Raw genomic sequence first — 25,140 nt, forward strand, 5'->3', positions numbered from 1 at the left:
CGAACGATCGGTCGGGAGAAGGCTCGGGCAGAGCCGAGGCCAAGGCACCCAGCCGAGGCCCAAGGTCAAGGGGGACCGCATGGCGACAGCAGCCGCGCACCAGACGGCCCGCACACAGCCGCACACCGGGCAGGACGGCGAAGCCGGCGCCGACGAGGCGTACGCGCGCGCCTTCGACGCCACCGTGGCCGCCGACGAACGCATCGAGCCACGCGACTGGATGCCCGACGCCTACCGCGCGACGCTGGTGCGCCAGATCGCCCAGCACGCCCACTCCGAGATCATCGGCATGCAGCCGGAGGCCAACTGGATCACCCGCGCGCCCTCCCTGCGCCGCAAGGCCATCCTCATGGCGAAGGTCCAGGACGAGGCGGGCCACGGGCTCTATCTGTACAGCGCGGCCGAAACCCTCGGCGTCGGCCGCGAGGAACTGCTCGACAAGCTCCACTCCGGCCGTCAGAAGTACTCCTCGATCTTCAACTACCCCACGCTGACCTGGGCGGACGTCGGCGCGATCGGCTGGCTGGTGGACGGCGCCGCGATCACCAACCAGGTGCCGCTGTGCCGCTGCTCCTACGGCCCGTACGCACGCGCGATGGTCCGCGTCTGCAAGGAGGAGTCCTTCCACCAGCGCCAGGGGTACGAGCTGCTGCTGGCCCTCAGCCGAGGCACCCCGGAGCAGCACGCGATGGCGCAGGACGCGGTGGACCGCTGGTGGTGGCCGTCCCTGATGATGTTCGGCCCGCCCGACGACGAGTCCGCGCACTCCGCGCAGTCGATGGCCTGGAAGATCAAGCGCCACTCGAACGACGAACTGCGCCGGCGCTTCGTCGACATCTGTGTCCCCCAGGCGGCCTCGCTCGGCCTCACGCTCCCGGACCCGGACCTGAAGTGGAACGAGGAGCGGGGACACCACGACTTCGGCCCCATCGACTGGACCGAGTTCAAGGAGATCCTCAAGGGCAACGGCCCTTGCAACGAGCAGCGGATAACGCAGCGCAGACGCGCGCACGACGAGGGCGCGTGGGTACGAGAGGCGGCCGCGGCCCACGCGGCCAAACACAGCTCTGGGACGGAAGTGGAGCAGGCATGACGAACACCGACTGGCCCCTGTGGGAGGTCTTCGTGCGCTCCCGGCGCGGCCTCTCCCACACCCACGCCGGCAGCCTGCACGCGCCGGACGCCGAGTTCGCCCTGCGCAACGCGCGCGATCTGTACACCCGGCGCGGCGAGGGCGTCTCGATCTGGGTCGTGCCGTCCTCCTCGGTCACGGCCTCCTCGCCGGACGAGAAGGACCCGTTCTTCGAACCGGCCGCCGACAAGCCGTACCGGCACCCGACGTTCTACGAGATCCCGGACGGGGTGAAGCACCTGTGACCACGACGACGCACACCCACACCGCCGCCCTCGCCCTCGGCGACGACGCCCTGGTGCTCTCCCACCGGCTGGGGGAGTGGATGGGCCACGCGCCCGTCCTCGAGGAGGAGGTCGCCCTCGCCAACATCGCCCTCGACCTGCTGGGCCAGGCCCGGATCCTGCTGTCGATGGCCGGCGACGAGGACGAGCTGGCGTACCTGCGCGAGGAACGCGCCTTCCGCAACCTGCAGTTGGTCGAGCAGCCCAACGGCGACTTCGCCCACACCATCGCCCGCCAGCTGTACTTCTCCACCTGTCAGCACCTGCTGTACGCGCGGCTGGCGGCCGTGGAGGGCCCGTTCGCGGGGCTGGCGGCGAAGGCCGTCAAGGAGGTCGCCTACCACCGCGACCACGCCGAACAGTGGACGCTGCGGCTCGGTGACGGCACCGAGGAGAGCCACGAGCGGATGCAGCGGGCCTGCACGGCCCTGTGGCGGTTCACCGGGGAGATGTTCCGCCCCGTGGACGGCCTCGACCTCGACGTCCCGGAGCTGGAAGCGGCCTGGCTGGAGTCGGTACGGAGCGTGCTGGGGCGGGCCGGCCTGACCGTGCCCGAGGGGCCGCGCACCGGGGCCTGGACCGCCGGCGCGGGCCGCGAGGGCCTGCACACCGAGTCCTTCGGCCGGATGCTCGCCGAGATGCAGCACCTGCACCGCAGCCACCCGGGTGCGTCATGGTGACGCTCACCCCGCTGGAGACGGAACTCCTCGCGGTCGCCGGTTCGGTGCTCGACCCCGAACTGCCCGTGGTCACCCTTCGCGAACTCGGCGTCCTGCGCGCGGTGCACGTGCGCGACGGGGACGCCGTCGAGGTCGAGCTGACCCCCACCTACACCGGCTGTCCGGCGGTGGAGGCGATGTCCCTGGACATCGAACGGGCGCTGCACGAGCACGGGATCCGGGAGGTCACCGTGCGCACGGTGCTGTCCCCCGCCTGGTCGACCGACGACATCTCCGCCGAAGGGCGCCGCAAACTCCGGGAGTTCGGCATCGCGCCGCCCCGCGTGCGGCAGGGGACGGCCGAACCGGTCGGCGTCACCCTGGGCCCCACCCGGACCCTCGCCCCGACGGGCATGGACGCGGCCCTGGAACCGATCCGCTGCCCGCACTGCGGCTCCGCCGACACCGAGCTGCTCAGCCGCTTCTCCTCCACCGCCTGCAAGGCGCTGCGTCGCTGCCTCGCCTGCCGTGAACCCTTCGACCACTTCAAGGAGTTGTGATGGCCCGCTTCCACCCGCTCCAGGTGGCCGCGGTGGGCCACCTCACCGACGACTCCGTCACCCTCACCCTCACCGTCCCCGAGGCGCTGCGCGAGGAGTACCGGCACGCGCCCGGCCAGCATCTCGCCCTGCGCCGCATGGCCGACGGGACCGAGGTCAGGCGGACGTACTCGATCTGCTCGCCCGCGCCGGATCCCGACGGCGCGGGACCCCGCACACTGCGGGTGGGCGTGCGACTGGTCGAGGGCGGAGCCTTCTCCACGTACGCGCTGAAGGAGATCGCCGTCGGCGACGAGCTGGACGTGATGACGCCGGCCGGCCGGTTCACCCTGGCCCCCGCTCCCGGCCGGTACGCGGCGATCGTCGGCGGCAGCGGGATCACGCCGGTGCTGTCGATCGTCTCGACACTGCTGGCCCGCGAGCCCGCCGCCCGGTTCTGCCTCATCCGCAGCGACCGGACCGCCGCCTCGACGATGTTCCTGGAGGAGGTCGCCGACCTCAAGGACAGATACCCCGAGCGGTTCCAGCTGGTCACCGTGCTCTCCCGGGAGGAGCAGCAGGCCGGGCTGCCGTCCGGGCGGCTGGACCGGGAACGGCTGACGGGGCTGCTGCCGTCGCTGCTGCCGGTGGCGGAGGTCGCGGGGTGGTTCCTGTGCGGGCCGCTGGGACTCGTCCAGGGCGCGGAGCAGGCGCTGCGGGAGATCGGCGTCGCGCGGTCCCGCATCCACGAGGAGATCTTCCACGTCGAGGTCACGGCGGCCCCGGTGCGCGGGGCGGCTCCCGCCCACAGCACCGTGACCGCCCGGCTCGACGGCCGGGGCGGCAGCTGGCCTGTGCAGGACGGCGAGTCGGTCCTGGAGACGGTGCTGCGCAACCGGCCGGACGCGCCCTACGCCTGCAAGGGCGGGGTGTGCGGGACCTGCCGGACGTTCCTGGTGTCCGGCGAGGTGCGGATGGACCGCAACTTCGCGCTGGAACCCGAGGAGACGGAGTCCGGCTATGTGCTGGCCTGCCAGTCGCATCCGCTGACGGAGACGGTGGAGGTCGACTTCGACCGGTGAGGAGCCCGGTCCCGCGGCGAGGGGGCGCCCCCGCCCCCCTGCCCCCTCCCGCCGACCGTTCTCCTCCCGCCGACCGTTCCCCATCTGCTCGACCGTTCCCCTCCCGCGGACCGTTCCCCATCTCCTCGACCGTTCCCCTCCCGCCGGCCGTTCCCTTCTTCTAGAACCTGTTCTATCTTGACGCTCCGTCAGATCAGCTGACCCGTCGGGAGGACAGGACGTGGACTTCACCTTCACCGAGGAGCAGCAGGCAGCGGCGGAGGCGGCGCGGGGGGTGCTCGCCGGGGTCGCTCCCGACGACGTGCCGAGCCCCGCGCTCACCAGGGGCGCCGTGGCCGACGACTTCGACCGCGCGCTGTGGGCCAGGCTCGCCTCCGCGGACCTCCTGAGCCTGCTGCTGGACGAGGAGTACGGCGGGGCCGGCCTCGACGCGATCGCGCTCTGCCTGGTGCTGCGCGAGGCGTCGAAGGTGCTGGCACGGGTGCCGTTGCTGGAGAGCAGCGCGGCCGCGGCCGCCCTACAGGCCTACGGCGGCCCGGAGTTGAAGTCGTCCCTGCTCGCCCGGGCCGGCCGGGGCGAGATCGTCCTCACCGTCGCCGCGAACGGCCGCACCGGCCACGACCCGGCCGAACTCGCCGTGACCGCACGGCAGGACGGCACCGCCGACGCCGACGACGGCGACGACGGCGACGGCGACGGCGAGTGGGTGCTGGACGGGGTACAGACGATGGTGCCGTGGGCGTACGACGCCGACTACGTCGTCGTACCGGCGCGGACCGGGGACGACCGGAGCGTTCTCGCCGTCGTCGCACGAGGGCACGAAGGAGTCGTGCTCGCCGAACAGATCTCCACCACCGGTGAGCGGCTCGGCGAACTGCGCCTCGAAGCGGCGAGGATCGCCGACCGGGACGTCATCACCGCCGACGGCGCCTGGGAGTGGCTGCTCGCCCTGCTGACCACGGGGACCTGCGCGCAGGCGCTCGGTCTGGGCGAGCGTGTGCTCGCGATGACTGGCGAGTACGCCGGCAAGCGGGAGCAGTTCGGCCACCCCATCGCCACGTTCCAGGCCGTCGCCGTGCAGGCCGCCGACCGTTACATCGACCTGCGCGCGATGGAGGTCACGCTGTGGCAGGCCGCCTGGCGGATCGCCTCCGGAGCGCCGGGCGCGCTGCCGGCCTCCGGGGATGTCGCCGTGGCCAAGATCTGGGCTTCGGAGGGCGTACGGCGGGTCGTGCAGACCGCTCAGCACCTGCACGGGGGCTTCGGCGCCGACGTCGACTACCCACTGCACCGGTATCACGCCTGGGCCAAGCACCTGGAACTGTCGCTCGGCCCGGCCGCGGCACACGAGGAGGCGCTGGGCGACCTGCTCGCCGCCCACCCCCTCGGCTGACGCCCGCTCCCTCGGCCGACCCCCGCCCCGGCGGGGCGAACCTCGGCGGACCCCGGCCCCGGCGGGACCAACAGGCCGCCCCGGCGCCGCCCCGACGACTTACAGGACGAAGCCCGGGTTGCCCTCGTTCGTGACGACCGGGCGGCCCGTGGCCGCCCAGCTCTGCATGCCGCCGTCGACGTTCACGGCCTCGATGCCCTGCTGGACGAGGTACATGGTGACCTGGGCCGAACGGCCACCGGAGCGGCAGATCACATGGACCCGACCGTCCTGCGGAGCCGCCTCGGTCAGTTCGCCGTACCGGGCGACGAACTCGCTGATGGGGATGTGCAGTGCCCCTTCGGCGTGACCCGCCTGCCACTCGTCGTCCTCGCGGACGTCCAGCAGGAAGTCGTCGTCCTTGAGGTCGCCGACCTCGACCGTGGGCACACCAGCTCCGAAACTCATACGCCCGACGCTACCCGACCGGGCGTACGACACGTCCGGCCCGCTAGCCCACCAGCTCGTCCAGCTCCGCCTCGCGGGCGGCGACGTCCGCGAGGAGTTTGTCGGCGATCTCGTCCAGCAGCCGGTCGGGGTCCTCCGGCGCCATGCGGAGCATCGAGCCGATCGCGCTGTCCTCCAGCTCCCGGGCGACCAGCGCGAGCATCTCCTTGCGCTGGGCGAGCCACTCGAGACGGGCGTAGAGCTCCTCGCTGGGGCTCGGGCTCCGCTCCTCGGGCGCCGGACCGGCCGCCCACTCCTCGGCCAGCTCGCGCAGCAGCGCTTCCTCGCCCCGGGCGTAGGCCGCGTTGACGCGGGTGATGAACTCCTCGCGCCGGGCCCGCTCGGCGTCCTCCTGCGCGAGGTCCGGGTGCGCCTTGCGGGCCAGCTCGCGGTACAGCTTGCGGGCCTCCTCGCTGGGCCGCACCCGCTGCGGGGGCCGGACCGACTGGTCCGTGAGCATCGCCTCGGCCTCCGGGAACAGCCCTTCGCCGTCCATCCAGCCGTGGAACAGTTCCTCGACCCCGGGCATGGGCATCACCCTGGCCCGCGCCTCGGCGGCCTTGCGCCGGTCCTCGGGATCACCGGTGCGCGTCGCTTTGGCCTCGGCGATCTGGGCGTCCAGTTCGTCGAGCCGGGCGTACATCGGGCCGAGTTTCTGATGGTGGAGCCGCGAGAAGTTCTCGACCTCGACGCGGAAGGTCTCCACCGCGATCTCGAACTCGATCAACGCCTGCTCGGCGGCCCGTACGGCCTGCTCCAGCCGTGCCTCGGGCCGGGGCTGCTCAGCTTCGGGGGTCGTCACCCGACCAGCCTAGGCCAACGCTCCCCCGGCCCCACCCGGACCACCGGCCCGCAGGGTCCATGCCCGGGTTTCTCCCGCCCGGGCCCCCTGCCTGAGCTCCCCTGCTCCGACTCCACTCGACCGCGCCTCACACACCCGTCTCCGCCGCGATCCGGCCCGCCCGCACCGCCGCAACGAGGTCCGAGTGGTCCGCCTCGGTGCGGTCGGCGTAGGCGACGGCGAAGGTGGCGATCGCCTCGTCGAGTTCCTCGTTCTTGCCGCAGTAGCCGGCGATGAGGCGGGGGTCGGCGCTGTGGGAGTGGGCGCGGGCGAGAAGCGCGCCGGTCATCCGGCCGTAGTCGTCGACCTGGTCGGCGGCGAGCGCGGCCGGGTCGACACTGCCCTTGCGGTTGCGGAACTGCCGTACCTGGAAGGGGAGTCCGTCGACCGTCGTCCAGCCCAGCAGCATGTCGCTGACCACCTGCATGCGCTTCTGGCCGATGACCACCCGACGTCCCTCGTGCTCCACCTCCGGCACCTCGAAGCCGGCGGTCAGCAGGTGCGGGACCAGGGCCGAGGCGCGGGCCTCCTTCACCTGGAGGATCAGCGGTTCGCCCCGGTGGTCGAGCAGCAGCACCACGTACGACCTCGTCCCCACGCTGCCCGTGCCGACGATGCGGAAGGCGACGTCGTGCACCGCGTGGCGGGCCAGCACCGGGTGGCGGTCCTCGGACAGGGTGGTCAGGTAGTGCTCCAGGGACGAGGCCACCGCGTGGGCCTCCGCGTCCGGGACGCGGCGCAGCACCGGCGCCGCGTCGACGAAGCGGCGGCCGCCGTTCTCCGTCGGTTCGGTCGACTTCGCCGCGAACCGCCCGCTGGTGTTGGCCCGCGCCTTCTCCGAGACCCGCTCCAGGGTGCCCAGCAGGTCGTGCGCGTCGGTGTGGGAGACCAGTTCCTCGTCGGCGATGGCGTTCCACGCGTCCAGCACGGGCAGCTTGGCCAGCAGCCGCATGGTGCGGCGGTAGGAGCCGGTCGCGCCGTGCGCCGCCCGGCGGCAGGTGTCCTCGTCCGCGCCGGCCTCGCGGCCCGCGAGCACCAGGGAGGCGGCGAGACGCTTGAGATCCCACTCCCAGGGGCCGTCGACGGTCTCGTCGAAGTCGTTCAGGTCGATGACCAGACCGCCCCGCGCGTCGCCGTACAGACCGAAGTTCGCGGCGTGGGCGTCACCGCAGATCTGGGCGCGGATCCCGGTCATCGCGGTGCGGGCCAGGTCGTACGCCATGAGTCCGGCCGAGCCGCGCAGGAACGCGAACGGCGTCGCCGCCATCCGGCCGACCCGGATCGGGGCCAGCTCCGGGATGCGGCCCCGGCTGGACTCCTCGACCGCCGCCACCGCGTCCGGCCGGGAGGGGTCCGGGTCGAACGCGGCGTGCGCCGAACGCGGCACCCGGCCGCGCAGCGCCTTGCCCGCCTCCTTGGGCGATCCCGGTCCGGGCGACCCCGAAGCCGCCTCCGGCCCCGCGGCGGGTCGCGCGGCGGGCCACTCGGCGAACCCCCGCACCCGGGGAAGCCTGTGCGGCCCACCCATCTCCGTTCCCACACCACCGGCCTCGGTCACCATGACCGCCTCTCCCGCACACATACATCCGTCGGCTCGACGAGCCGATCATCAAGTCGTGCCGACCGTACAGCCCGACGACGGGACGGCGGCAGCCCCTGTGGACAACCTCCCGCCTGTGGAAAATCCCTTCTCCTTCCCTGTAGAACCCCCTCGTCCGTCCCCGTAGGGCATGGACAGGACAGTCCACCCGGTGCACACCCCCGCCGTGGGCATGCCGGGGGCCTGCCCTGGGCGGTCGCTCCACGAGGGGCGGGTCCACGAGGTGCGGGTCCCCGACGGCAGGCATGTTTCACGTGAAACACGCTCCTCGGACCAAACCCCCCACACCGCACTCTCCGCCCAGAGGTCTCACCACACACAAGGCAGCTCCACAGCGATCGTGGTCGGTCCCCCGGCGGGGCTGTCCAGGTCCACCACGCCGTCCAGCGCGGCGACCCGGCGCCGGATCCCCAGCAGACCGGACCCCGCCCCCTCGTCCGCGCCGCCGAGACCCTCGTCCCGCACGACCGCCCGCAGCCCGTTCCGCAACCGCACCAGCTCGACGGAGGCCCGCGGCGACCCGCTGTGCTTGACGACGTTGGTGAGCGCCTCCGCCACCGCGAAGTAGGCGGCTGCCTCCACGGCGGCGGGCGCCCGGTATCCGCGGGCACCGGAGGCGCCGCCGGGCCCACCGAACAGGCCGGCCGGCCCACCGCCATCGCCACCGTCGACGCCCGCGCCGACCCCGCCGGCGCCCCCGTCAGCGGCACCGCCCCCGCTGTCCACGAGTCCCTCCACCCGCACGGTCACCTCCAGCCCGCTGCCGGCGGCCAGTGCCCGTACCGCTCCCGCGAGGCCGCGATCGGTGAGGATCGGCGGATGGATGCCGCGGACGACGTGCCGCAGTTCCGTGAGCGCCTGTTCGGCCTGGTCCTGCGCGTCCGCCATGAGCGTGCGCGCGGTGTCCGGATCGCGGTCGAAGGCCCGCTGGGCGAGACCGATCCGCAGGGACAGGGCGACCAGCCGGGCCTGGGCGCCGTCGTGCAGGTCGCGTTCGATGCGACGCAGTTCGGCACCGTGCGCGGCGATCGCGTCGGCGCGGGTCTCGGTCAGCGCCCGCACCCGCGCGGCGAGAAGCGCCTGGGGTGACGGCTTGAGCAGGGCCGCCGACCAGCGGGCCTCGACGTCGGCCAGCCGGACGACCGCCGGCAGGACGACCGCGTCCCTGCGCAGCAGCCCGGACCACACCCCGTCGACGACCAGCCCCACCGGCCACAGCGGTAGCGCGAGCAGCACCAGCCAGCCGTAGACGTAGTGGGCGACCATCCAGCGCAGGTCGGCGAGGGTGCCGGGGTCGCGGACAGCCGTGCGCAGACGCTCGCGCAGGGTGCCGGTGAGCGGCTCGTACGCCTCGGGGATCTCGCGGCCCGTCCAGCCGGCGACCCGACGGCGTTCGGCCCCGGCGATCCGGCGGATCAGCAGCACCGCCTCGGGCAGCAGCCACGCGCCGACGACCACGAGCGTGCCGATGGCGGCGATGAGCAGCACGGTGACGAAGAGATAGGTGCCGAAGGTCATCCCCGCGGCGATGAGCAGCCGACCCGTGGCGCGTCCCGCCTGCCGGACCGTCGTCGTCATCGGGACCCTTTGCGCCATACACCCCACGCTAGGCCGCACCCGGCGTGCACGCGGTGTAGCCCGCTACACCTCGCGAGACCCCCGCCGACGGGCGGTGACCCGCACCGGGTCCGGCACCGCCCACGACCCTGAGATGTTCCTCACACACGGTGAGCAACCGTGGCCCGGGCTCGCTCGCGCCGGAGAGTACGGCCCGGAGATACGTGAAAGCCCCGCAGGTCCGAGACCTGCGGGGCTTTCAGCTGTGCGCGAGGGGGGAGTTGAACCCCCACGCCCTTTCGGGCACTGGAACCTGAATCCAGCGCGTCTGCCTATTCCGCCACCCGCGCATTGGGTGTGTCTTCGGGCTTGTGGGCCTTGCGGCCTGGCGCCTTCCGACACGCAGAACATTAGCACGCGGTCCAGGGTGCGTTCACATCCCTTCTACGGGGGCAGGGAGCAGGTGGGAGGCCATCAGCGGCCCCCGTACGTCTCGGCGGTGACTGGTTCACGTATCAACCTCGTACCTAAGGCGGCCGTCTCCCCGGGAGCCGGACAAGGACCACAGTCAGGTGCGGGACACTGGTCCTCGGCCGCCTCTACGATCCTGGGCAGCAGCAGGTGCGCACGAGGGCGTCGACACCCGTCGACGGGGCCGACAGGGGGAACCAGCCGATTCACCGGCGCGTGGATACGATCAGTAAGCAGTACCAGGTAGGCAGCACGGCACGGGACAGCAGCCACTACGGAGGAGGTGCCCCATGGGAGTCCTGAAGAAGTTCGAGCAGCGTCTCGAGGGTCTGGTCAACGGCACCTTCGCGAAGGTGTTCAAGTCCGAGGTCCAGCCCGTGGAGATCGCCGGTGCGCTCCAGCGCGAGTGCGACAACAACGCGACCATCTGGAACCGGGACCGGACCGTCGTCCCCAACGACTTCATCGTGGAACTGAGCACGCCGGACTACGAGCGGCTCAGCCCCTACTCCGGCCAGCTCGGCGACGAGCTCGCCGGGATGGTGCGCGACTACGCCAAGCAGCAGCGCTACACCTTCATGGGCCCGATCAAGGTCAACCTGGAGAAGGCGGACGACCTCGACACCGGCCTGTACCGGGTGCGCAGCCGCACGCTCGCCTCCTCCACCAGCCAGGCGCCCGAGCAGCCGCCCGCGGGCGGCCGGCAGCGCCCCGGCGGACCGGGCGGGCCCGCCTATCCCGGAGCCGGAGCCGGCGCCGCCGCTCCTCCCATGCCCGCCGCTCCGCCGCCCGGCGCCCGGGCCGGCGGCTACGGTTATCCGCCCGCCGCCGGCGCCCAGCGCCCCGGTGCGGCGGGCGGCGGCCTGGCCGGTGCCCCGCAGCCCGGGTCACGCGCCCGCCACTGGATCGAGATCAACGGCACCCGCCACCAGATCTCCCGTGGGACGCTCGTGATGGGCCGCAGCACCGAGGCCGACGTACGGATCGACGACCCCGGCGTCTCCCGCCGGCACTGTGAGATCCGGACCGGTTCGCCCTCGACGATCCAGGATCTCGGCTCCACCAACGGCATCGTGGTGGACGGGCAGCACACCACCCGCGCTACGCTCCGCGACGGCTCGCGGATCGTCGTGGGCAGCACCACCATCATTTATCGGCAAGCCGAAGGGTGAAGCGGGGGCAATGTCAGAGCTGACCCTTACGGTCATGCGGCTGGGTTTTCTGGCCGTACTGTGGCTGTTCGTCATCGTGGCCGTGCAGGTCATCCGCAGCGACCTCTTCGGTACGCGTGTCACACAGCGCGGTTCGCGCCGGGAGGCCGGGCGGGCGCAGCAGGCCCAGCGCCAGCAGGCGCCCCCGCAGCAGCGCCAGCAGCCCGCGGCCGCCGGCCGCACGCGTCGCAACGCACCTACCAAGCTGGTCGTGTCCGAGGGCACCCTCACCGGCACGACCGTCGCGCTCCAGGGCCAGACCATCACGCTGGGCCGGGCGCACGACAGCACGATCGTGCTGGACGACGACTACGCCTCCAGCCGTCATGCCAGGATCTACCCGGACCGCGACGGCCAGTGGATCGTCGAGGACCTGGGCTCCACCAACGGCACGTATCTCGACCGATCGCGGCTGACGACTCCCACACCGATCCCGCTGGGCGCGCCGATCCGTATCGGCAAGACCGTCATCGAGCTTCGGAAGTAGTGCTGCATCATGAGTGAGCGCGAGCGGAGCGAGCACGCGGCGGCGGCCGGCACCCATGGCCCCGTTGTGCTCCCGACCGGAGGGTGGGCAGTGTGGCTCGACACGACCGGCTGTACCCGGGGCCGACGGGCGAGGTGCGCATGAGTCTGTCACTGCGTTTCGCCGCCGGATCGCACAAGGGCATGATCCGGGAGGGCAACGAGGACTCCGGTTACGCCGGCCCTCGTCTGCTCGCCATCGCCGACGGCATGGGCGGCGCCGCCGCCGGTGAGGTCGCCTCCTCCGAGGCCATCTCCACCATCGTCGCCCTCGACGACGACGTCCCCGGCTCCGACGTCCTCACCTCGCTCGGCACCGCCGTCCAGCGTGCCAACGACCAGCTGCGCTCGCTGGTCGAGGAGGACCCCCAGCTCGAAGGCATGGGGACCACCCTGACCGCGCTGCTGTGGACCGGCCAGCGCCTCGGACTGGTGCACGTCGGCGACTCGCGCGCGTACCTGCTGCGGGACGGCGTACTGACCCAGATCACGCAGGACCACACCTGGGTGCAGCGCCTCGTCGACGAGGGCCGCATCACCGAGGAAGAGGCCACCACCCACCCCCAACGGTCGCTGCTGATGCGCGCCTTGGGCAGCGGTGAGCATGTCGAACCGGATCTGTCGATCCGCGAGGTCCGGGCCGGCGACCGCTATCTGATCTGCTCCGACGGCCTGTCCGGCGTCGTCTCCCACCAGACGCTCGAGGACACCCTCGCCAGCTACCAGGGCCCCCAGGAGACCGTGCAGGAGCTGATCCAGCTCGCGCTGCGCGGCGGCGGCCCCGACAACATCACGGTCATCGTCGCCGACGTCCTCGACCTGGACACCGGCGACACCCTAGCCGGGCAGCTGTCCGACGTCCCGGTCGTGGTCGGCGCGGTCGCCGAGAACCAGCTCCAGCTGCACGACAACAACATCATGCAGACCCCGGCGGGACGCGCCTCCGGCCTCGGCCGCAGGCAGCAGGGGCGCGGCGGGGGCGGCGAGTTCGGCCCGCCCGGCTCCGGCGGCGACATCACCGGTTTCATCCCCACCGACGGCTTCGGCGACTACACCGACGACGACTTCGTCAAGCCCCGCAAGGGCCGCAGGTGGCTGAAGAGATCCTTCTACGGCGTGCTCGCGCTCGCCGTGATCGGCGGCGGCCTGTACGGCGGCTGGCGCTGGACGCAGACGCAGTACTACGTCGGCACCAAGGGCGAGCACGTCGCGCTCTACCAGGGCATCAGTCAGGACCTGGCATGGGTGTCGCTCTCGAAGGTGGAGAAGGACCACCCCGAGATCGAACTCAAGTACCTCCCGGACTACCAGCAGAAGCTGGTCGAGGCGACGATCGCCGAGGGCAACCTTTCCACCGCCCAGAAGAAGATCGACGAGCTGGCCGTGCAGGCCTCCGCGTGCAAGAAGCACGCCGAGACCGCCACGGCGAGCAAGACCGGTTCGAAGACCGGTGAAGGCCAGGCCGGCGGCACCACGGGAACCACGCCCGTCTCCGTCACGTCCAAGGCATCGCCGAGCCCCTCGGCAACCGCGTCCCCGTCCGCACCCGCGACCACTACTCCCACCCCCGGCCCCAGCCTTTCGGAGGAAGAGCAGAAGGTCGTCTCGCGGTGCGGTGAGCAGTAGGCAAGCCGTGAGAGGCCCCGTCACACGATGAGCAGTACTACCAACTCGCCGACGCACCACACGTCCACGATCGGCTCGATCGGCACTCCGAGCCGGCGCAACACCGAGCTCGCGCTCCTGGTGTTCGCCGTCGTGATCCCGGTCTTCGCCTACGCCAACGTGGGCCTCGCCATCAACGAGCAGGTGCCGTCCGGCCTCCTGAGCTACGGCCTCGGCCTCGGCCTGCTGGCCGGCGTCGCGCACCTCGTGGTGCGCAAGTTCGCGCCGTACGCGGACCCGCTGCTGCTGCCGGTGGCCACGCTGCTGAACGGGCTCGGCCTCGTCGCCATCTGGCGGCTCGACCAGTCCAAGCTGCTCCAGCGGATCGAGCAGGCCGGTACGGCCGCGCCGCGGCAGCTGCTGTACACGGCGATGGGCATCGCGCTGTTCGTCGTGGTGCTGGTCTTCCTCAAGGACCACCGCGTCCTGCAGCGCTACACCTACATCTCCATGGTCGGCGCGATCTTCCTGCTGCTGCTGCCGCTCGTGCCGGGCCTCGGGCAGAACATCTACGGCGCCAAGATCTGGATCTCGGTGGCCGGTTTCTCCATCCAGCCCGGTGAGTTCGCCAAGATCGTGCTGGCGATCTTCTTCGCCGGCTACCTGATGGTGAAGCGCGACGCGCTCGCCCTGGCCAGCCGCCGCGTCCTCGGCCTGTACCTGCCGCGCGGCCGCGACCTCGGCCCGATCATCGTCGTCTGGATCATCTCGATCCTGATCCTGGTCTTCGAGACGGACCTCGGCACCTCGCTGCTGTTCTTCGGAATGTTCGTCATCATGCTGTACGTCGCCACCGAGCGGACCAGCTGGATCGTCTTCGGCATGCTGATGTCCGCGGCCGGCGCGGTCGGTGTGGCCCAGTTCGAGAGCCACGTCCAGCAGCGCGTCCAGGCCTGGCTCGACCCGATGAAGGAGTACACGCTCTCCCAGCAGGGCGTCGGCGGCCACTCCGAGCAGGCCATGCAAGCCCTGTGGGCGTTCGGCTCCGGCGGCACCCTCGGCACCGGCTGGGGCCAGGGCCACTCCGAGCTGATCAAGTTCGCCGCCAACTCCGACTTCATCCTCGCCACCTTCGGCGAGGAGCTCGGCCTGGCCGGCATCATGGCGCTCCTGCTGCTGTACGGCCTGATCGTCGAGCGCGGTGTGCGCACCGCCCTCGCCGCCCGCGACCCGTTCGGCAAACTGCTGGCCATCGGCCTCTCCGGCGCCTTCGCGCTCCAGGTGTTCGTCGTCGCCGGCGGTGTGATGGGCCTCATCCCGCTCACCGGTATGACGATGCCGTTCCTGGCCTACGGCGGTTCCTCCGTCATCGCCAACTGGGCACTGATCGGCATCCTGATCCGCATCAGCGACACCGCGCGCCGCCCCGCGCCCGCCCCCGCCTCGAACCCCGACGCCGAGATGACCCAGGTGGTCCGCCCGTCATGAACAAGCCCCTGCGCCGGATCGCGATCTTCTGCGGCCTCCTGGTCCTCACCCTGCTGCTGCGGGACAACTACCTGCAGTACGTCAAGGCGGACAGCCTCGCCGGCGACACCAAGAACCGCCGCGTCAACATCACGCGCTACTCGACCCCGCGCGGCAACATCATCGTCGACGGCAAGGCCATCACCGGCTCGGTCGAGACCACCGGCGACTACAAGTACAAGCGGACCTGGTCCAACGGGGCGATGTGGGCGCCGGTCACCGGCTACTCGTCGCAGGCCTTCGGCGCCAACCAGCTGGAGAAGCTCGAGGACGGCATCCTCAGCGGCAACGACGACCGGCTCTTCTTCCGCAACACCCTGGACATGATCACGGGCAAGGAGAAGGAGGGCGGCAGCGTCGTCACCACCCTCAACGCCGCCGCGCAGAAGGCCGCTTACCAGGGCCTCGGTGACAAGAAGGGCGCGGTCGCCGCGATCGAGCCGTCCACCGGCAAGATCCTGGCGCTGGTCTCCACCCCGTCGTACGACCCGTCGAAGTTCGCCGGGTCCTCCGACACGGACCAGGAGGCGTGGAACGCGGTCCAGAAGAAGAACGACGCCGACGACCCGATGCTCAACCGCGCACTGCGCGAGACCTACCCGCCGGGCTCCACGTTCAAGGTCGTCACGGCCGCCGCCGCGCTGGAGAACGGCGAGGTCTCCGGCGTCGACGACAAGACCGACACCCCGGACCCGTTCCCGCTGCCGCAGTCCTCGAGCAAGCTCACCAACGAGCACGGCGCCTGCAAGGACGCCACGCTGCGCTACGCGCTCACCGTGTCCTGCAACACCGTCTTCGCGAAGATGGCCGACAACGTCGGCAACGAGAAGATGATCGAGCAGGCGGAGAAGTTCGGCTTCAACGAGACCGAGCTGGACACCCCGGTGCGCGCCGCCAAGTCGACCTACCCCGAGGACAACCGGCCGCAGAACTCCCTGGACGGCATCGGCCAGGGCTCCAACGCGGCCACCCCGCTCCAGATGGCCATGGTCGCCTCGGCGGTCGCCAACGACGGCAAGCTGATGAAGCCGTACATGGTCGACCAGCTCAAGGCCCCCAATCTGGACACCCTGGAGACGACCGAGCCCCAGCAGCTGTCCCAGGCCGTCTCCTCCAAGACGGCGCAGGCCCTCCAGGAAATGATGGAGTCGGTCGTCAACGACGCGCAGGGCACCGGCGGCAAGGCCAAGATCGACGGCGTCACCGTCGGCGGCAAGACCGGTACCGCCCAGCACGGCGTCGACAACAAGGAGAAGCCGTACGCCTGGTTCATCTCCTACGCGAAGCTGTCCGACGGCAGTGCGCCGGTGGCGGTCGCCGTCGTCGTCGAGGACGGCGCCGCCGACCGTGGTGACATCACCGGCGGCGGTCTCGCCGGCCCGATCGCAAGGGACGTGATGAAGGCAGTCATCGACAGCAAGAAGTGACCCCCATCACGTCGCCTACACATCGGTGCACGTTGCGATACCGGTCCTGTATCGGGTGACGGGCTTGGCCAGGTCACACAGCGCCGTCCGGGTACGGTATGCCCGGACGGTAGCCTCCGGCCGCACACGTGTGCCGGTCGGGACCGACGGAGAGGGCTGGTAGGTAGCTATGGAAGAGCCGCGTCGCCTCGGCGGCCGGTACGAGCTGGGCCATGTGCTCGGCCGTGGTGGCATGGCCGAGGTCTATCTCGCGCATGACACCCGCCTCGGCCGCACCGTGGCGGTGAAGACGCTGCGCGCGGACCTCGCGCGCGACCCTTCCTTCCAGGCCCGGTTCCGCCGGGAAGCCCAGTCTGCCGCCTCGCTCAACCACCCCGCGATCGTCGCGGTCTACGACACGGGCGAGGACTACATCGACGGGGTCTCGATCCCGTACATCGTCATGGAGTACGTCGACGGCTCCACGCTCCGTGAGCTCCTCCACTCCGGCCGCAAGCTGCTGCCGGAGCGGACGCTGGAGATGACCATCGGCATCCTCCAGGCCCTGGAGTACTCGCACCGAGCCGGCATCGTCCACCGGGACATCAAGCCGGCGAACGTCATGCTGACGCGCAACGGCCAGGTCAAGGTCATGGACTTCGGCATCGCCCGCGCCATGGGCGACTCCGGCATGACGATGACCCAGACCTCCGCGGTCATCGGCACCGCCCAGTACCTCTCGCCGGAGCAGGCCAAGGGCGAGCAGGTCGACGCACGCTCCGACCTGTACTCCTCGGGCTGTCTGCTCTACGAGCTGCTGACGGTCCGCCCGCCGTTCGTCGGTGACTCCCCGGTGGCCGTGGCCTACCAGCACGTCCGGGAGGAGCCGCAGCCCCCGAGCGTCTTCGACCCCGAGATCACCCCCGAGATGGACGCCATCGTCCTGAAGGCGCTGGTCAAGGACCCGAACTACCGCTACCAGTCCGCCGACGAGATGCGCCTGGACATCGAGGCCTGCCTCGACGGCCAGCCGGTCGGCGCGACGGCGGCCATGGGCTCGGTCGGTTACGGCGGCTACGGCGACGACCAGGCGACCACGGCCCTGCGCTCCGCGGACGCCGGTGCCACGTCGATGCTGCCGCCGATGAACCCGGACGACGGCGGCTACGGCTACGACGACCGTCCCGACCGGCGCCGCCAGAAGAAGTCCAACGTCTCGACGATCCTGCTGGTCGTCGCCGCGGTGCTGGTGCTCGTCGGCGCGGTGCTGATCGGCAAGTGGGTGTTCAGCGGCGGTGTGAACAACGAGACGGTGGCGGTGCCCAGCCTGCTCGGCCAGGTCCAGGCGGACGCCGAGAAACAGCTGACCAACAGCGATCTCAAGCTGGGAACGGTCACGCAGAAGGCCTGCGAGGACCAGCCCAAGGGCAAGATCTGCGATCAGGACCCCGATCCCGCGACCAAGGTCGACAAGGACTCCACCGTCAACCTGGTGGTCTCCACGGGCGCGCCGAAGGTGGCGGTGCCGAACGTGATCGACAAGGACGTCGAGGCCGCGACGAAGCAGCTCGAGGACAAGGGCTTCGAGGTGGAGACCAAGCAGACGGAGTCCTCCCAGGAGGCCGGCACGGTCCTCAGCCAGAACCCCGACCCGGCCACGGAGCTGGAGAAGGGCTCGACGGTCACCCTCGAGATCGCCAAGGCCGAGGAGAAGGCCACCGTCCCGGACGTCTCCAACAAGAGCTGCGACGAGGCCAAGGCGCAGATGGAGCAGAACAACCTCAAGGGCAACTGCGTCGAGGTCGACACCCAGGACCAGAACCAGGTCGACAAGGTCATCCGGACCGTCCCGGCGATCGGCTCCCAGGCCGACAAGGACTCCACGGTCCAGATCCAGATCGGCAAGAGCACGCAGACCCAGGTCCCGGGCAACCTCCAGGGCCTGAGCCTGAAGGACGCCAAGAAGGCCATCCAGGACGCGGGCCTGAACGTCGGCAACGTCACCGGCTCCCAGGACGACGACGCCCAGGTCATCAGCTCGGACCCGGCCCCCGGCAGCACCGTCAACAAGGGGCAGACGGTCAACCTGGTCGCCTTCAAGAACGGCGACAACAACAACGGCGGCAACAACGGCGGCGTCAACTTCTTCGGAGGCACCGGCGGTTGACCGCACGCGGCTGACCCGAAGCGGTCGACCGCACGTGGCAAGAGCGGGGGCCCCACCGGAACGCATCCGGTGGGGCCCCCGCTTTCGTGGTGCGCGCTCGGTGGGTCCGAGCCCCGGTCTGGCTCAGCTCAGTTCCTTCGGCGGTGTGCGGTCCGCGTCCACCTTCTCCACGCGCTCCAACTCCCCCCACACCACGTACCGGTACCGGCTCGTGTACACCGGCGTGCAGGTCGTCAGGGTGATGTAGTGGCCGGCCTTCTTCCTGCCGGACTCCTTGGGGATCCGGCCGAGGACCTCGACGTTGTACTTCGAGGTCTCGGGGAGAACCGCGAACACCTTGTAGACGTACCAGTCGTCCTTCGTCTCGAAGACGATCGGGTCGCCCTTCTCCAGCTTGTCGATGTTGTGGAACTTCGCGCCGTGGCCGTCGCGGTGCGCGGCGAGCGTGAAGTTGCCCTCCTTGCCGCTCGACGGGAGAACGGCCTTGAAGGGGTCGGTGTAGTAGCCCGCGACGCCCTCGTTGAGGATCTTCGACGAGGTGCCCTTCTCGACCAGCACCTCGCCGTTCCTCATCGCGGGGACGTGGAGGAAGCCGATGCCGTCCTTGGTGTCGAGCGCCCCCGGACCGCCTTCCTGCTGGGCCCAGTTGTCGCGCACCTTGTCGCCTTGGCGGTTCGCGTGCCGGTCGGCCACGACGTTCGTCCACCACAGGGAGTAGACGACGAACAGACCGAGCACCAGTCCGGCCGTGATGAGGAGTTCGCCGAAGACGCTGACGGCCAACGCGATCCGGCCGCCCCCGCGGCGCCGGGGTCCGGGTTCGGGCGCGTCCACGCGCGCGTGCTCTTCGTGCTCGGTGTCGCCGGTGGTCGCTGCCACGTTCATCTGCCCCTACTCGACTGCACGCCTACTCGACGAGCGCATCCGGCTTTCCCTTGCTGCGCGGCCGTTCCTCGACCATCTTGCCCCAGACGATCAGGCGGTACTTGCTGGTGAACTCCGGGGTGCAGGTGGTGAGGGTGATGTACCGGCCCGGCCCGGTGAATCCGGACTCCGGCGGCACGGGGTCGAGGACGCTCGTGTTGCTGGGCGCGGTCACCGGCAGCGAGGACGTCATCTTGTAGACGAAGTACTCGTCCTGCGTCTCGACGACGATGTCGTCGCCCGCTTGGAGCCTGTTGATGTAGCGGAACGGCTCGCCGTGCGTGTTGCGGTGGCCCGCGAGCCCGAAGTTGCCGGTCTTCGCGTCGGGCATCGCCGTCGTGAGCGGGCTCTCGCCGTAGTGCCCGACCATGCCCTTGTCGAGCACCTTCTTGTTGCTGACGCCCTCGGCGATCGGCACCACCACGTCCAGCTTCGGGATGTGCAGGATGGCGAAGCCCTGCCCCGGCGAGAACACCCCGGGGGCACCCTTGCCGTTCGCCCAGTCGTCCTGGAGGCTGCTGGCCTCCCGGTCCGCCTGCGCGTGCGCCCGCACGTTCGTCCACCACAGCTGGTAGGTGACGAAGAGCAGCATCAGCACGCCGGTCGTGATGAAGACCTCGCCGACCGCCCGGCTGACGACCACGGCGGCGCTCGGCTTGCGGGCCCGCTCCCGACGGCGTGCCTCGACGCGGGACAGCGGCCGCTCGCCCCGGGCCGGCGCGTCGGCACCGTTGTACGACTCGGATACCTCGCCAGGGCCGCCATGACGGCCACGACGGCCCTTGGCGGCCTTTCTGCGGGCCGCTCGACCGCCCGCCGGGGTTCCAGCGGCGGGAGAGGCTGCCGGGGCGCCAGAAGCGGACAGGGGACTGCCGCCGAACATGGACGCCGGCGGTATCCGCAGCGCCACCGTCTCCTCGTCGACGGGCGGCTGGTACGGCTCCCCGGCGTAGGCGCCGGCCCCGTGGGCCCGACCGCGGGCATCACCGCCGAACGACTCGTACGACGCGGTGCCGTACGAGTCCTCGCGTTCGGGGCGCAGCGCGGTCACGCCGTGGCCCTGCCCACCACCGGGGCGAGCCCCGCCGACCTCGCCACCGCGCCCTGGTCGCCGCACTCCACCAGCCAGTTGGCCAGCATCCGGTGCCCGTGCTCGGTCAGCACCGATTCGGGGTGGAACTGGACTCCCTCGACGGGCAGTTCACGGTGGCGCAGGCCCATGATGATCCCGTCGTGCGTCCGGGCCGTCACCTCGAGCGCGGCCGGGACCGTCGTGGGCTCGGCGGCCAGCGAGTGGTAGCGGGTCGCCGTGAAGGGGGTCGGCAGGCCGGCGAACACGCCCCTGCCCTCGTGCTCCACCAGCGAGGTCTTGCCGTGCAGCAGCTCCGGCGCCCGGTTCACGACACCGCCGTACGCCACCTGCATCGACTGCATTCCGAGGCAGACGCCGAAGACGGGGACACCGGTGGCCGCGCAGTGCCGGACCATCTCGACACAGACGCCGGCCTCCTCGGGCGTACCGGGCCCGGGGGAGAGCAGCACACCGTCGAAGCGGTCCTGGGCGTGGGCCGTGGAGACCTCGTCGTTGCGCAGGACCTCGCACTCGGCACCCAGCTGGTACAGGTACTGGACCAGGTTGAAGACGAAGCTGTCGTAGTTGTCGACGACGAGAATGCGCGCGCTCACTGGTTGTCCACCGTCACATCGTTGAAGGGAAGCAGCGGTTCGGCCCACGGGAAGACGTACTGGAACAGCGCGTACACGACGGCGACGATCAGCATGATCGAGATCAGCGCCTTGGCCCACGCGTTTCCCGGCAGATGCCGCCAGATCCAGCCGTACATGCCGTCCCTTCCGTCGCATCACGGCACCTGACTCACGCCGTACGCCACCAGACTAACGGCGCAGGGCCTTCGGTTCGCCTGCCTCCACGGGCTGTGTGGAGTCCAGGTGGGCCCAGACGATCAGCCGGTGACTGTGCCCCCATTCCGGATCGCACGTGGTCAACGTCAGGTACCGGCCCGGACCCGTGTACCCCGACTTACGTGGCACAGCGTCGATCACCTCGACGTCCGAGGGAACGGTTTTGTAGGGCCCTTTGTCGATCCGATAGGTGAACCAGGTCGTCCCGTCCGTCAGGACCACCGCGTCCCCCCGCCTGAGCTGGGGAAAGTCCTTGAACGGGTCGCCGTACGTACGGCGGTGACCCGCGACGGAGAAGTTTCCGGTCTCCCCGAGCCGCGTGGTGCCCGCGTAGTGCCCCAGCCCCTTCTTCAGGGTGCCGGTCGCCGTGCCCTCGAGCACCGGCTTGTTCCACGTGAAACCAAGGCGCGGGATGTACATCACCGCGAAGGGCTTGCCGCTGCGGTACGGCGCCGGGGCCGGCGTGGGGCTCGCGCTCGGAGCGGGGGCCGCGCTCTGCCGCGCCCACTGGTCGTGGAGGTCGTCGATCTGGTCGCCCATGACGCGGTCGGCCCGCACACCGGTCCAGAAGAGCACGTAGACGACGAAGAGGACGATGACGCTGCCGGCGGTGATGCACAGCTCGCTGAACGTCCTGACGATCACCCGCACCGACACAGGCGCCCCCCGGCGGCCGCTGCTGCCTACTCCACAGGCTTGGCGTAGTGCAGATCCACTGTGCCCGAGTACCCGGGCAGAGTCACCGCTCCGTCCTCGGTGACTTTCCAGCCGAGGCCGTAGACGTTCACGTAGACCATGTAGTTCTGGATCGCCGGGGCGTCGGCGAGCGCCTGCTGGAGCTTCTCCGGGTCGCCGACCGCCTGGATCTTGTACGGCGGCGAGTAGACGCGGCCCTGGAGGATCAGGGTGTTGCCGACGCAGCGCACGGCGCTCGTGGAGATCAGCCGCTGGTCCATGACCTTGATGCCCTGGGCGCCGCCCTGCCAGAGCGCGTTCACCACGGCCTGGAGGTCCTGCTGGTGGATGACCAGGTAGTCGGGCTGCGGCTCCGGGTAGCCGGGGAGCTTGGCGGTGGCGTTCGGCGGGGCGTCGTCGAGGGTGACCGTGATGGCCTCGCCCTTGACCTTCTGGGTCCCGGCGTCCTTCTCCAGTCCCGCGAGCTTGTCGTCCTGGGCCTGGGTGCTGCCGTCGTCGGCCTCGGCCAGCGACTCCACGTCGTCGCGCAGGACCCCGTTCGTCTCGTCCAGCTCGCCGTTCTTCTGGCTGCGCTCCTGGATGAGGTCGGACAGCTTCAGCAGCGAGGCGTCCGTGCGGATGTTGGTGCCCTTGGCCGTGTTGAAGCTGGTGAAGAAGAGGAGGCCGGCGAGGGCGAAGACACCCACGGTGAGCACCCGCACGGGCCGGAAACCACCCCGCCGGTCGGAAGCCGAGGAGGAGTCTCCGGCGGACTCGGGGGCTGAACCCGTTGTACCCGTCCCGGGGGAGTCGGCAGAATTGCTCAACGTACCCTTATCTCCTTCGGCGCCGTAGAAGCACTACGCTAACGGACGCCCGGGGGAGCCCTTCAGTCCCCTAGCACGCAGCCCCCGAGCCCGATCCAGCACCTGCGCGGCCACGCAGCGCATCGACAGGAGAGACCCTCGTGCCGAAGTCACGTATCCGCAAGAAGGCCGACTACACGCCGCCCCCGGCGAAGCAGGCGACCGCCATCAAGCTGAACAGCCGTGCCTGGGTCGCGCCGGTGATGCTGGCCATGTTCCTCGTCGGGCTCGCCTGGATCGTGGTCTTCTACGTCACCGACGGCTCTCTGCCCATCGACAAGCTGGACAACTGGAACATCGTCGTGGGCTTCGGGTTCATCGCGGCCGGATTCGGCGTCTCCACGCAGTGGAAGTAGCTCTGCCCACGACTATCCCCTGAGTTATCCACAGCAGTTTTCCACATGGGGAAAAGAAAGACGATCTGTGGATAACTCATCGGAGGTTGACGCCGGTGTGACGTAACTACCGGCTGGCACCCTCACTCGAAAGCGTGTTCGCCCCCTGTCTGACCTGTGCAAACGCAGGTCGAAGGCAGGGGGCGCAGCTGTTCCCGCACGTTGTGCACAAGATTCGCCACAGACTGTGGACAACACCGCGCTCAGGTGAGCTGGACGGTCCTCAGGAGCGTCACCGCCAGGACGACCACCAGCACCAACGCGCAGGTCCCGAACTGGACGAGGGCCCGGCGCTCGCGGGGTGCGTACACCATGCCGACGCCCATGACGACACCGGCGATCAGGCCGCCGATGTGAGCCTGCCAGGAGATACCGCTCCACCCGAAGGTGATGATCAGCTGAATCACCAGCATGGCGATGATGGGCCGCATGTCCTGCCGCAGCCGACGCATGAGGACGGCCATGGCGCCGAACAGACCGAAGATCGCGCCGGAGGCGCCCAGAGTCGCGGTGCCGGGCGAGACGAGCAGATAGACCAGCGCACTGCCCGCGAGGCCGGAGACCATGTACAGCGAGAGATAGCGGGCCCGGCCGAGCGCCTGCTCCAGTGGACCGCCGAGCCACCACAGGCTCAGCATGTTGAAGGCGATGTGCCAGATCTCCCGATGCGTGAACATCGAGGTGACCATGCGGTACCACTCGCCCTCGGCCACGCCCTCCGTCGGGTTGAACGGGGCCGGCGGCCACTGGCCGAGCAGCACCAGGTTCTCCAGCAGCGAGGACCGCACGTGCACGGCGAAGAACACCGCCACGTTGATCCCGATGAGGATCTTGGTGAGCAACCGGGGATCGGCGGTGACGACGCCGCCCGCCAGTGTGCGGGGCTGTGACGCCCCGGGCGCGTGCCCGGTGCCGGAGCCCTCGCGGACGCAGGTGGGGCACTGGAAACCGACTGAGGCGCTGACCATGCACTCGGGGCAGATCGGGCGCTCGCAGCGGGTGCAGCGAATACCGGTCTCCCGGTCGGGGTGCCGGTAGCAGACGGGCAGGCCGCTCTGCGCGTCGTCCTGCCGGCTGCCAGGCGCCTGGTCCATGGGCTCCCCCAAGTGTGTCGTCCGAGTCGTCGTTGTCGGAGTGTCCGGGTATCCGAGCAGTCGGCGTCGTCGGCATAGCCGGAAAGGAACCGCCCTGCTCATCCTTACGGACGAGCAGGGCGTTTGGTTCCCGCCGGTGCCCCGCGGCGTCGCCTCAGCTCTTGCGGCTCTCGACGACGACCGACTCGATGACGACGTCCTTCAGCGGACGGTCGGTGCGCGGGTTGGTCTGGGCGGCCGCGATGGCGTCCACGACCTTCTGCCCCGCCGGGTCCACGACCTCGCCGAAGATGGTGTGCTTGCGGGTCAGCCAGGCCGTCGGGGAGACCGTGAGGAAGAACTGCGAGCCGTTGGTGCCCGGGCCGGCGTTCGCCATGGCCAGCAGGTAGGGCCTGTCGAAGCGCAGGTCCGGGTGGAACTCGTCCTCGAACTGGTAGCCGGGGCCGCCGGTGCCGTTGCCCAGCGGGTCGCCGCCCTGGATCATGAATCCGCTGATCACCCGGTGGAAGACCGTGCCGTCGTACAGCCTGTCCTTGGACCGCACGCCGGTCTCCGGGTTGACCCACTCACGCTCGCCGGTGGCGAGATCGACGAAGTTCTTGACCGTCTTCGGGGCGTGGTCCGGGTAGAGCCGGATCTCGATGTCGCCGTGGTTGGTCTTCAGGGTGGCGTACAGGTGCTCGGCCACGGTCTGCCTTCCGTTGTCTCTCTGTGACCCCCAGATCCTCGCACGGCCCGGCGCGCACGGAGCCCGACGGCCCGTTCCGGCATCGGAACC

25 protein-coding genes and 1 tRNA gene are annotated in these 25,140 nt (G+C 70.4%); 13 read left to right on the forward strand and 13 right to left on the reverse strand.

Going from position 1 to position 25,140, the window contains the following annotated elements; all coding sequences use genetic code 11:
* Positions 1-79: 79 nt before the first annotated feature.
* From paaA to OG440_RS18300, 6 genes are all read left to right on the forward strand, one after another.
* On the forward strand, positions 80-1,093 hold the full coding sequence (paaA, locus tag OG440_RS18275; RefSeq protein ID WP_406007891.1) for a 1,2-phenylacetyl-CoA epoxidase subunit PaaA: 1,014 nt from the start codon (positions 80-82) through the stop codon (positions 1,091-1,093).
* Positions 1,090-1,377, forward strand: coding sequence for a 1,2-phenylacetyl-CoA epoxidase subunit PaaB (gene paaB / locus OG440_RS18280; protein WP_406007892.1), 288 nt, complete (start codon positions 1,090-1,092; stop codon positions 1,375-1,377). Before paaA ends, paaB begins: the two co-directional genes overlap by 4 nt.
* Positions 1,374-2,096 (forward strand): 1,2-phenylacetyl-CoA epoxidase subunit PaaC, encoded by a 723-nt coding sequence (paaC, locus tag OG440_RS18285; protein WP_406007893.1) that lies wholly within the window; start codon positions 1,374-1,376, stop codon positions 2,094-2,096. Before paaB ends, paaC begins: the two co-directional genes overlap by 4 nt.
* Complete coding sequence (gene paaD, locus OG440_RS18290) at positions 2,090-2,635, forward strand: 1,2-phenylacetyl-CoA epoxidase subunit PaaD (protein WP_406007894.1); 546 nt, start codon at positions 2,090-2,092, stop codon at positions 2,633-2,635. The genes paaC and paaD overlap by 7 nt, the downstream gene beginning before the upstream one ends.
* Entirely contained in the window at positions 2,635-3,696 is a 1,062-nt protein-coding gene (locus OG440_RS18295; RefSeq protein ID WP_406007895.1) for a 2Fe-2S iron-sulfur cluster-binding protein, read from the forward strand. Before paaD ends, OG440_RS18295 begins: the two co-directional genes overlap by 1 nt.
* A gap of 220 nt (positions 3,697-3,916) precedes the next feature.
* Complete coding sequence (locus OG440_RS18300; RefSeq protein WP_406007896.1) at positions 3,917-5,089, forward strand: acyl-CoA dehydrogenase family protein; 1,173 nt, start codon at positions 3,917-3,919, stop codon at positions 5,087-5,089.
* A 99-nt stretch (positions 5,090-5,188) separates the two neighbouring features.
* Here the strand turns inward: OG440_RS18300 and OG440_RS18305 are convergent, their stop codons facing one another.
* From OG440_RS18305 to OG440_RS18325, 5 genes are all read right to left on the reverse strand, one after another.
* The gene (locus OG440_RS18305; protein WP_406011387.1) at positions 5,189-5,518 is read right to left on the reverse strand and encodes a rhodanese-like domain-containing protein; all 330 of its coding nucleotides are present in this window, start codon (positions 5,516-5,518) and stop codon (positions 5,189-5,191) included.
* A 61-nt stretch (positions 5,519-5,579) separates the two neighbouring features.
* Entirely contained in the window at positions 5,580-6,377 is a 798-nt protein-coding gene (locus tag OG440_RS18310; protein ID WP_406007897.1) for a hypothetical protein, read from the reverse strand.
* Between the two features lie 127 nt (positions 6,378-6,504).
* Positions 6,505-7,977, reverse strand: a complete 1,473-nt coding sequence (locus OG440_RS18315; protein WP_406007898.1) for a DUF2252 domain-containing protein — start codon at positions 7,975-7,977, stop codon at positions 6,505-6,507.
* 348 nt (positions 7,978-8,325) lie between these two features.
* Positions 8,326-9,594 carry a histidine kinase gene (locus tag OG440_RS18320; RefSeq protein WP_406011388.1) on the reverse strand — a complete coding sequence of 423 codons (1,269 nt, stop codon included), beginning with the start codon at positions 9,592-9,594 and terminating at the stop codon, positions 8,326-8,328.
* A gap of 245 nt (positions 9,595-9,839) precedes the next feature.
* Positions 9,840-9,923, reverse strand: a tRNA-Leu gene (locus OG440_RS18325).
* Positions 9,924-10,334: 411 nt separating this feature from the next.
* Here OG440_RS18325 and OG440_RS18330 point away from each other — a divergent pair.
* From OG440_RS18330 to pknB, 6 genes are all read left to right on the forward strand, one after another.
* Entirely contained in the window at positions 10,335-11,216 is an 882-nt protein-coding gene (locus tag OG440_RS18330) for an FhaA domain-containing protein (protein WP_406007899.1), read from the forward strand.
* Between the two features lie 10 nt (positions 11,217-11,226).
* Positions 11,227-11,742, forward strand: a complete 516-nt coding sequence (locus OG440_RS18335) for an FHA domain-containing protein (protein WP_020130618.1) — start codon at positions 11,227-11,229, stop codon at positions 11,740-11,742.
* Positions 11,743-11,882: 140 nt separating this feature from the next.
* Complete coding sequence (locus OG440_RS18340; RefSeq protein ID WP_406007900.1) at positions 11,883-13,406, forward strand: Stp1/IreP family PP2C-type Ser/Thr phosphatase; 1,524 nt, start codon at positions 11,883-11,885, stop codon at positions 13,404-13,406.
* Between the two features lie 27 nt (positions 13,407-13,433).
* A complete protein-coding gene (locus OG440_RS18345; RefSeq protein WP_351762046.1) occupies positions 13,434-14,873 on the forward strand; it encodes an FtsW/RodA/SpoVE family cell cycle protein in 1,440 nt (479 codons plus the stop codon).
* Positions 14,870-16,339 carry a peptidoglycan D,D-transpeptidase FtsI family protein gene (locus tag OG440_RS18350; RefSeq protein WP_406007901.1) on the forward strand — a complete coding sequence of 490 codons (1,470 nt, stop codon included), beginning with the start codon at positions 14,870-14,872 and terminating at the stop codon, positions 16,337-16,339. Before OG440_RS18345 ends, OG440_RS18350 begins: the two co-directional genes overlap by 4 nt.
* Before the next feature lie 169 nt (positions 16,340-16,508).
* Positions 16,509-18,485 (forward strand): Stk1 family PASTA domain-containing Ser/Thr kinase, encoded by a 1,977-nt coding sequence (gene pknB, locus OG440_RS18355; RefSeq protein ID WP_406007902.1) that lies wholly within the window; start codon positions 16,509-16,511, stop codon positions 18,483-18,485.
* Between the two features lie 123 nt (positions 18,486-18,608).
* On the opposite strand, the gene OG440_RS18360 is transcribed toward pknB, so the two are convergent.
* From OG440_RS18360 to OG440_RS18385, 6 genes are read right to left on the reverse strand one after another with little or no spacing between them, the layout of a single operon-like run.
* Positions 18,609-19,370, reverse strand: coding sequence for a class E sortase (locus OG440_RS18360; RefSeq protein ID WP_406007903.1), 762 nt, complete (start codon positions 19,368-19,370; stop codon positions 18,609-18,611).
* 22 nt (positions 19,371-19,392) lie between these two features.
* On the reverse strand, positions 19,393-20,460 hold the full coding sequence (locus OG440_RS18365; RefSeq protein ID WP_406007904.1) for a class E sortase: 1,068 nt from the start codon (positions 20,458-20,460) through the stop codon (positions 19,393-19,395).
* Positions 20,457-21,095, reverse strand: coding sequence for an aminodeoxychorismate/anthranilate synthase component II (locus OG440_RS18370; protein WP_406007905.1), 639 nt, complete (start codon positions 21,093-21,095; stop codon positions 20,457-20,459). Before OG440_RS18370 ends, OG440_RS18365 begins: the two co-directional genes overlap by 4 nt.
* Positions 21,092-21,253, reverse strand: a complete 162-nt coding sequence (locus OG440_RS18375) for a hypothetical protein (protein ID WP_307164341.1) — start codon at positions 21,251-21,253, stop codon at positions 21,092-21,094. The genes OG440_RS18370 and OG440_RS18375 overlap by 4 nt, the downstream gene beginning before the upstream one ends.
* Positions 21,254-21,305: 52 nt before the next feature.
* Positions 21,306-21,983: a class E sortase gene (locus tag OG440_RS18380; protein WP_406011389.1), complete on the reverse strand. Its 678-nt coding sequence runs from the start codon at positions 21,981-21,983 to the stop codon at positions 21,306-21,308.
* A 32-nt stretch (positions 21,984-22,015) separates the two neighbouring features.
* Entirely contained in the window at positions 22,016-22,834 is an 819-nt protein-coding gene (locus OG440_RS18385) for a DUF881 domain-containing protein (RefSeq protein WP_406007906.1), read from the reverse strand.
* A 140-nt stretch (positions 22,835-22,974) separates the two neighbouring features.
* Here OG440_RS18385 and crgA point away from each other — a divergent pair, with 140 nt between their 5' ends.
* The gene (gene crgA, locus OG440_RS18390; protein ID WP_314224803.1) at positions 22,975-23,229 is read left to right on the forward strand and encodes a cell division protein CrgA; all 255 of its coding nucleotides are present in this window, start codon (positions 22,975-22,977) and stop codon (positions 23,227-23,229) included.
* A 242-nt stretch (positions 23,230-23,471) separates the two neighbouring features.
* On the opposite strand, the gene OG440_RS18395 is transcribed toward crgA, so the two are convergent.
* Together OG440_RS18395 and OG440_RS18400 are read right to left on the reverse strand one after the other, a co-directional pair.
* Positions 23,472-24,362, reverse strand: a complete 891-nt coding sequence (locus tag OG440_RS18395; protein ID WP_406007907.1) for a rhomboid family intramembrane serine protease — start codon at positions 24,360-24,362, stop codon at positions 23,472-23,474.
* Between the two features lie 154 nt (positions 24,363-24,516).
* Positions 24,517-25,050: a peptidylprolyl isomerase gene (locus OG440_RS18400; protein WP_406007908.1), complete on the reverse strand. Its 534-nt coding sequence runs from the start codon at positions 25,048-25,050 to the stop codon at positions 24,517-24,519.
* Between the last annotated feature and the right edge of the window lie 90 nt (positions 25,051-25,140).

It is taken from the genome of Streptomyces sp. NBC_00637 (assembly GCF_045161545.1).
GTDB lineage: Bacteria > Actinomycetota > Actinomycetes > Streptomycetales > Streptomycetaceae > Streptomyces.

What these genes read in the sequence shown, in the direction of transcription:
- OG440_RS18395 (WP_406007907.1), bottom strand. Translation starts at nt 24,362, where the DNA reads ATGGACCAGGCGCCTGGCAGCCGGCAGGACGACGCGCAGAGCGGCCTG.
- OG440_RS18360 (WP_406007903.1), bottom strand. Translation starts at nt 19,370, where the DNA reads ATGAACGTGGCAGCGACCACCGGCGACACCGAGCACGAAGAGCACGCG.
- OG440_RS18330 (WP_406007899.1), top strand. Translation starts at nt 10,335, where the DNA reads ATGGGAGTCCTGAAGAAGTTCGAGCAGCGTCTCGAGGGTCTGGTCAAC.
- OG440_RS18340 (WP_406007900.1), top strand. Translation starts at nt 11,883, where the DNA reads ATGAGTCTGTCACTGCGTTTCGCCGCCGGATCGCACAAGGGCATGATC.
- OG440_RS18345 (WP_351762046.1), top strand. Translation starts at nt 13,434, where the DNA reads ATGAGCAGTACTACCAACTCGCCGACGCACCACACGTCCACGATCGGC.
- OG440_RS18315 (WP_406007898.1), bottom strand. Translation starts at nt 7,977, where the DNA reads ATGGTGACCGAGGCCGGTGGTGTGGGAACGGAGATGGGTGGGCCGCAC.
- pknB (WP_406007902.1), top strand. Translation starts at nt 16,509, where the DNA reads ATGGAAGAGCCGCGTCGCCTCGGCGGCCGGTACGAGCTGGGCCATGTG.
- OG440_RS18350 (WP_406007901.1), top strand. Translation starts at nt 14,870, where the DNA reads ATGAACAAGCCCCTGCGCCGGATCGCGATCTTCTGCGGCCTCCTGGTC.
- OG440_RS18295 (WP_406007895.1), top strand. Translation starts at nt 2,635, where the DNA reads ATGGCCCGCTTCCACCCGCTCCAGGTGGCCGCGGTGGGCCACCTCACC.
- paaA (WP_406007891.1), top strand. Translation starts at nt 80, where the DNA reads ATGGCGACAGCAGCCGCGCACCAGACGGCCCGCACACAGCCGCACACC.
- OG440_RS18320 (WP_406011388.1), bottom strand. Translation starts at nt 9,594, where the DNA reads ATGACGACGACGGTCCGGCAGGCGGGACGCGCCACGGGTCGGCTGCTC.
- paaB (WP_406007892.1), top strand. Translation starts at nt 1,090, where the DNA reads ATGACGAACACCGACTGGCCCCTGTGGGAGGTCTTCGTGCGCTCCCGG.
- paaD (WP_406007894.1), top strand. Translation starts at nt 2,090, where the DNA reads ATGGTGACGCTCACCCCGCTGGAGACGGAACTCCTCGCGGTCGCCGGT.
- OG440_RS18375 (WP_307164341.1), bottom strand. Translation starts at nt 21,253, where the DNA reads ATGTACGGCTGGATCTGGCGGCATCTGCCGGGAAACGCGTGGGCCAAG.
- OG440_RS18335 (WP_020130618.1), top strand. Translation starts at nt 11,227, where the DNA reads ATGTCAGAGCTGACCCTTACGGTCATGCGGCTGGGTTTTCTGGCCGTA.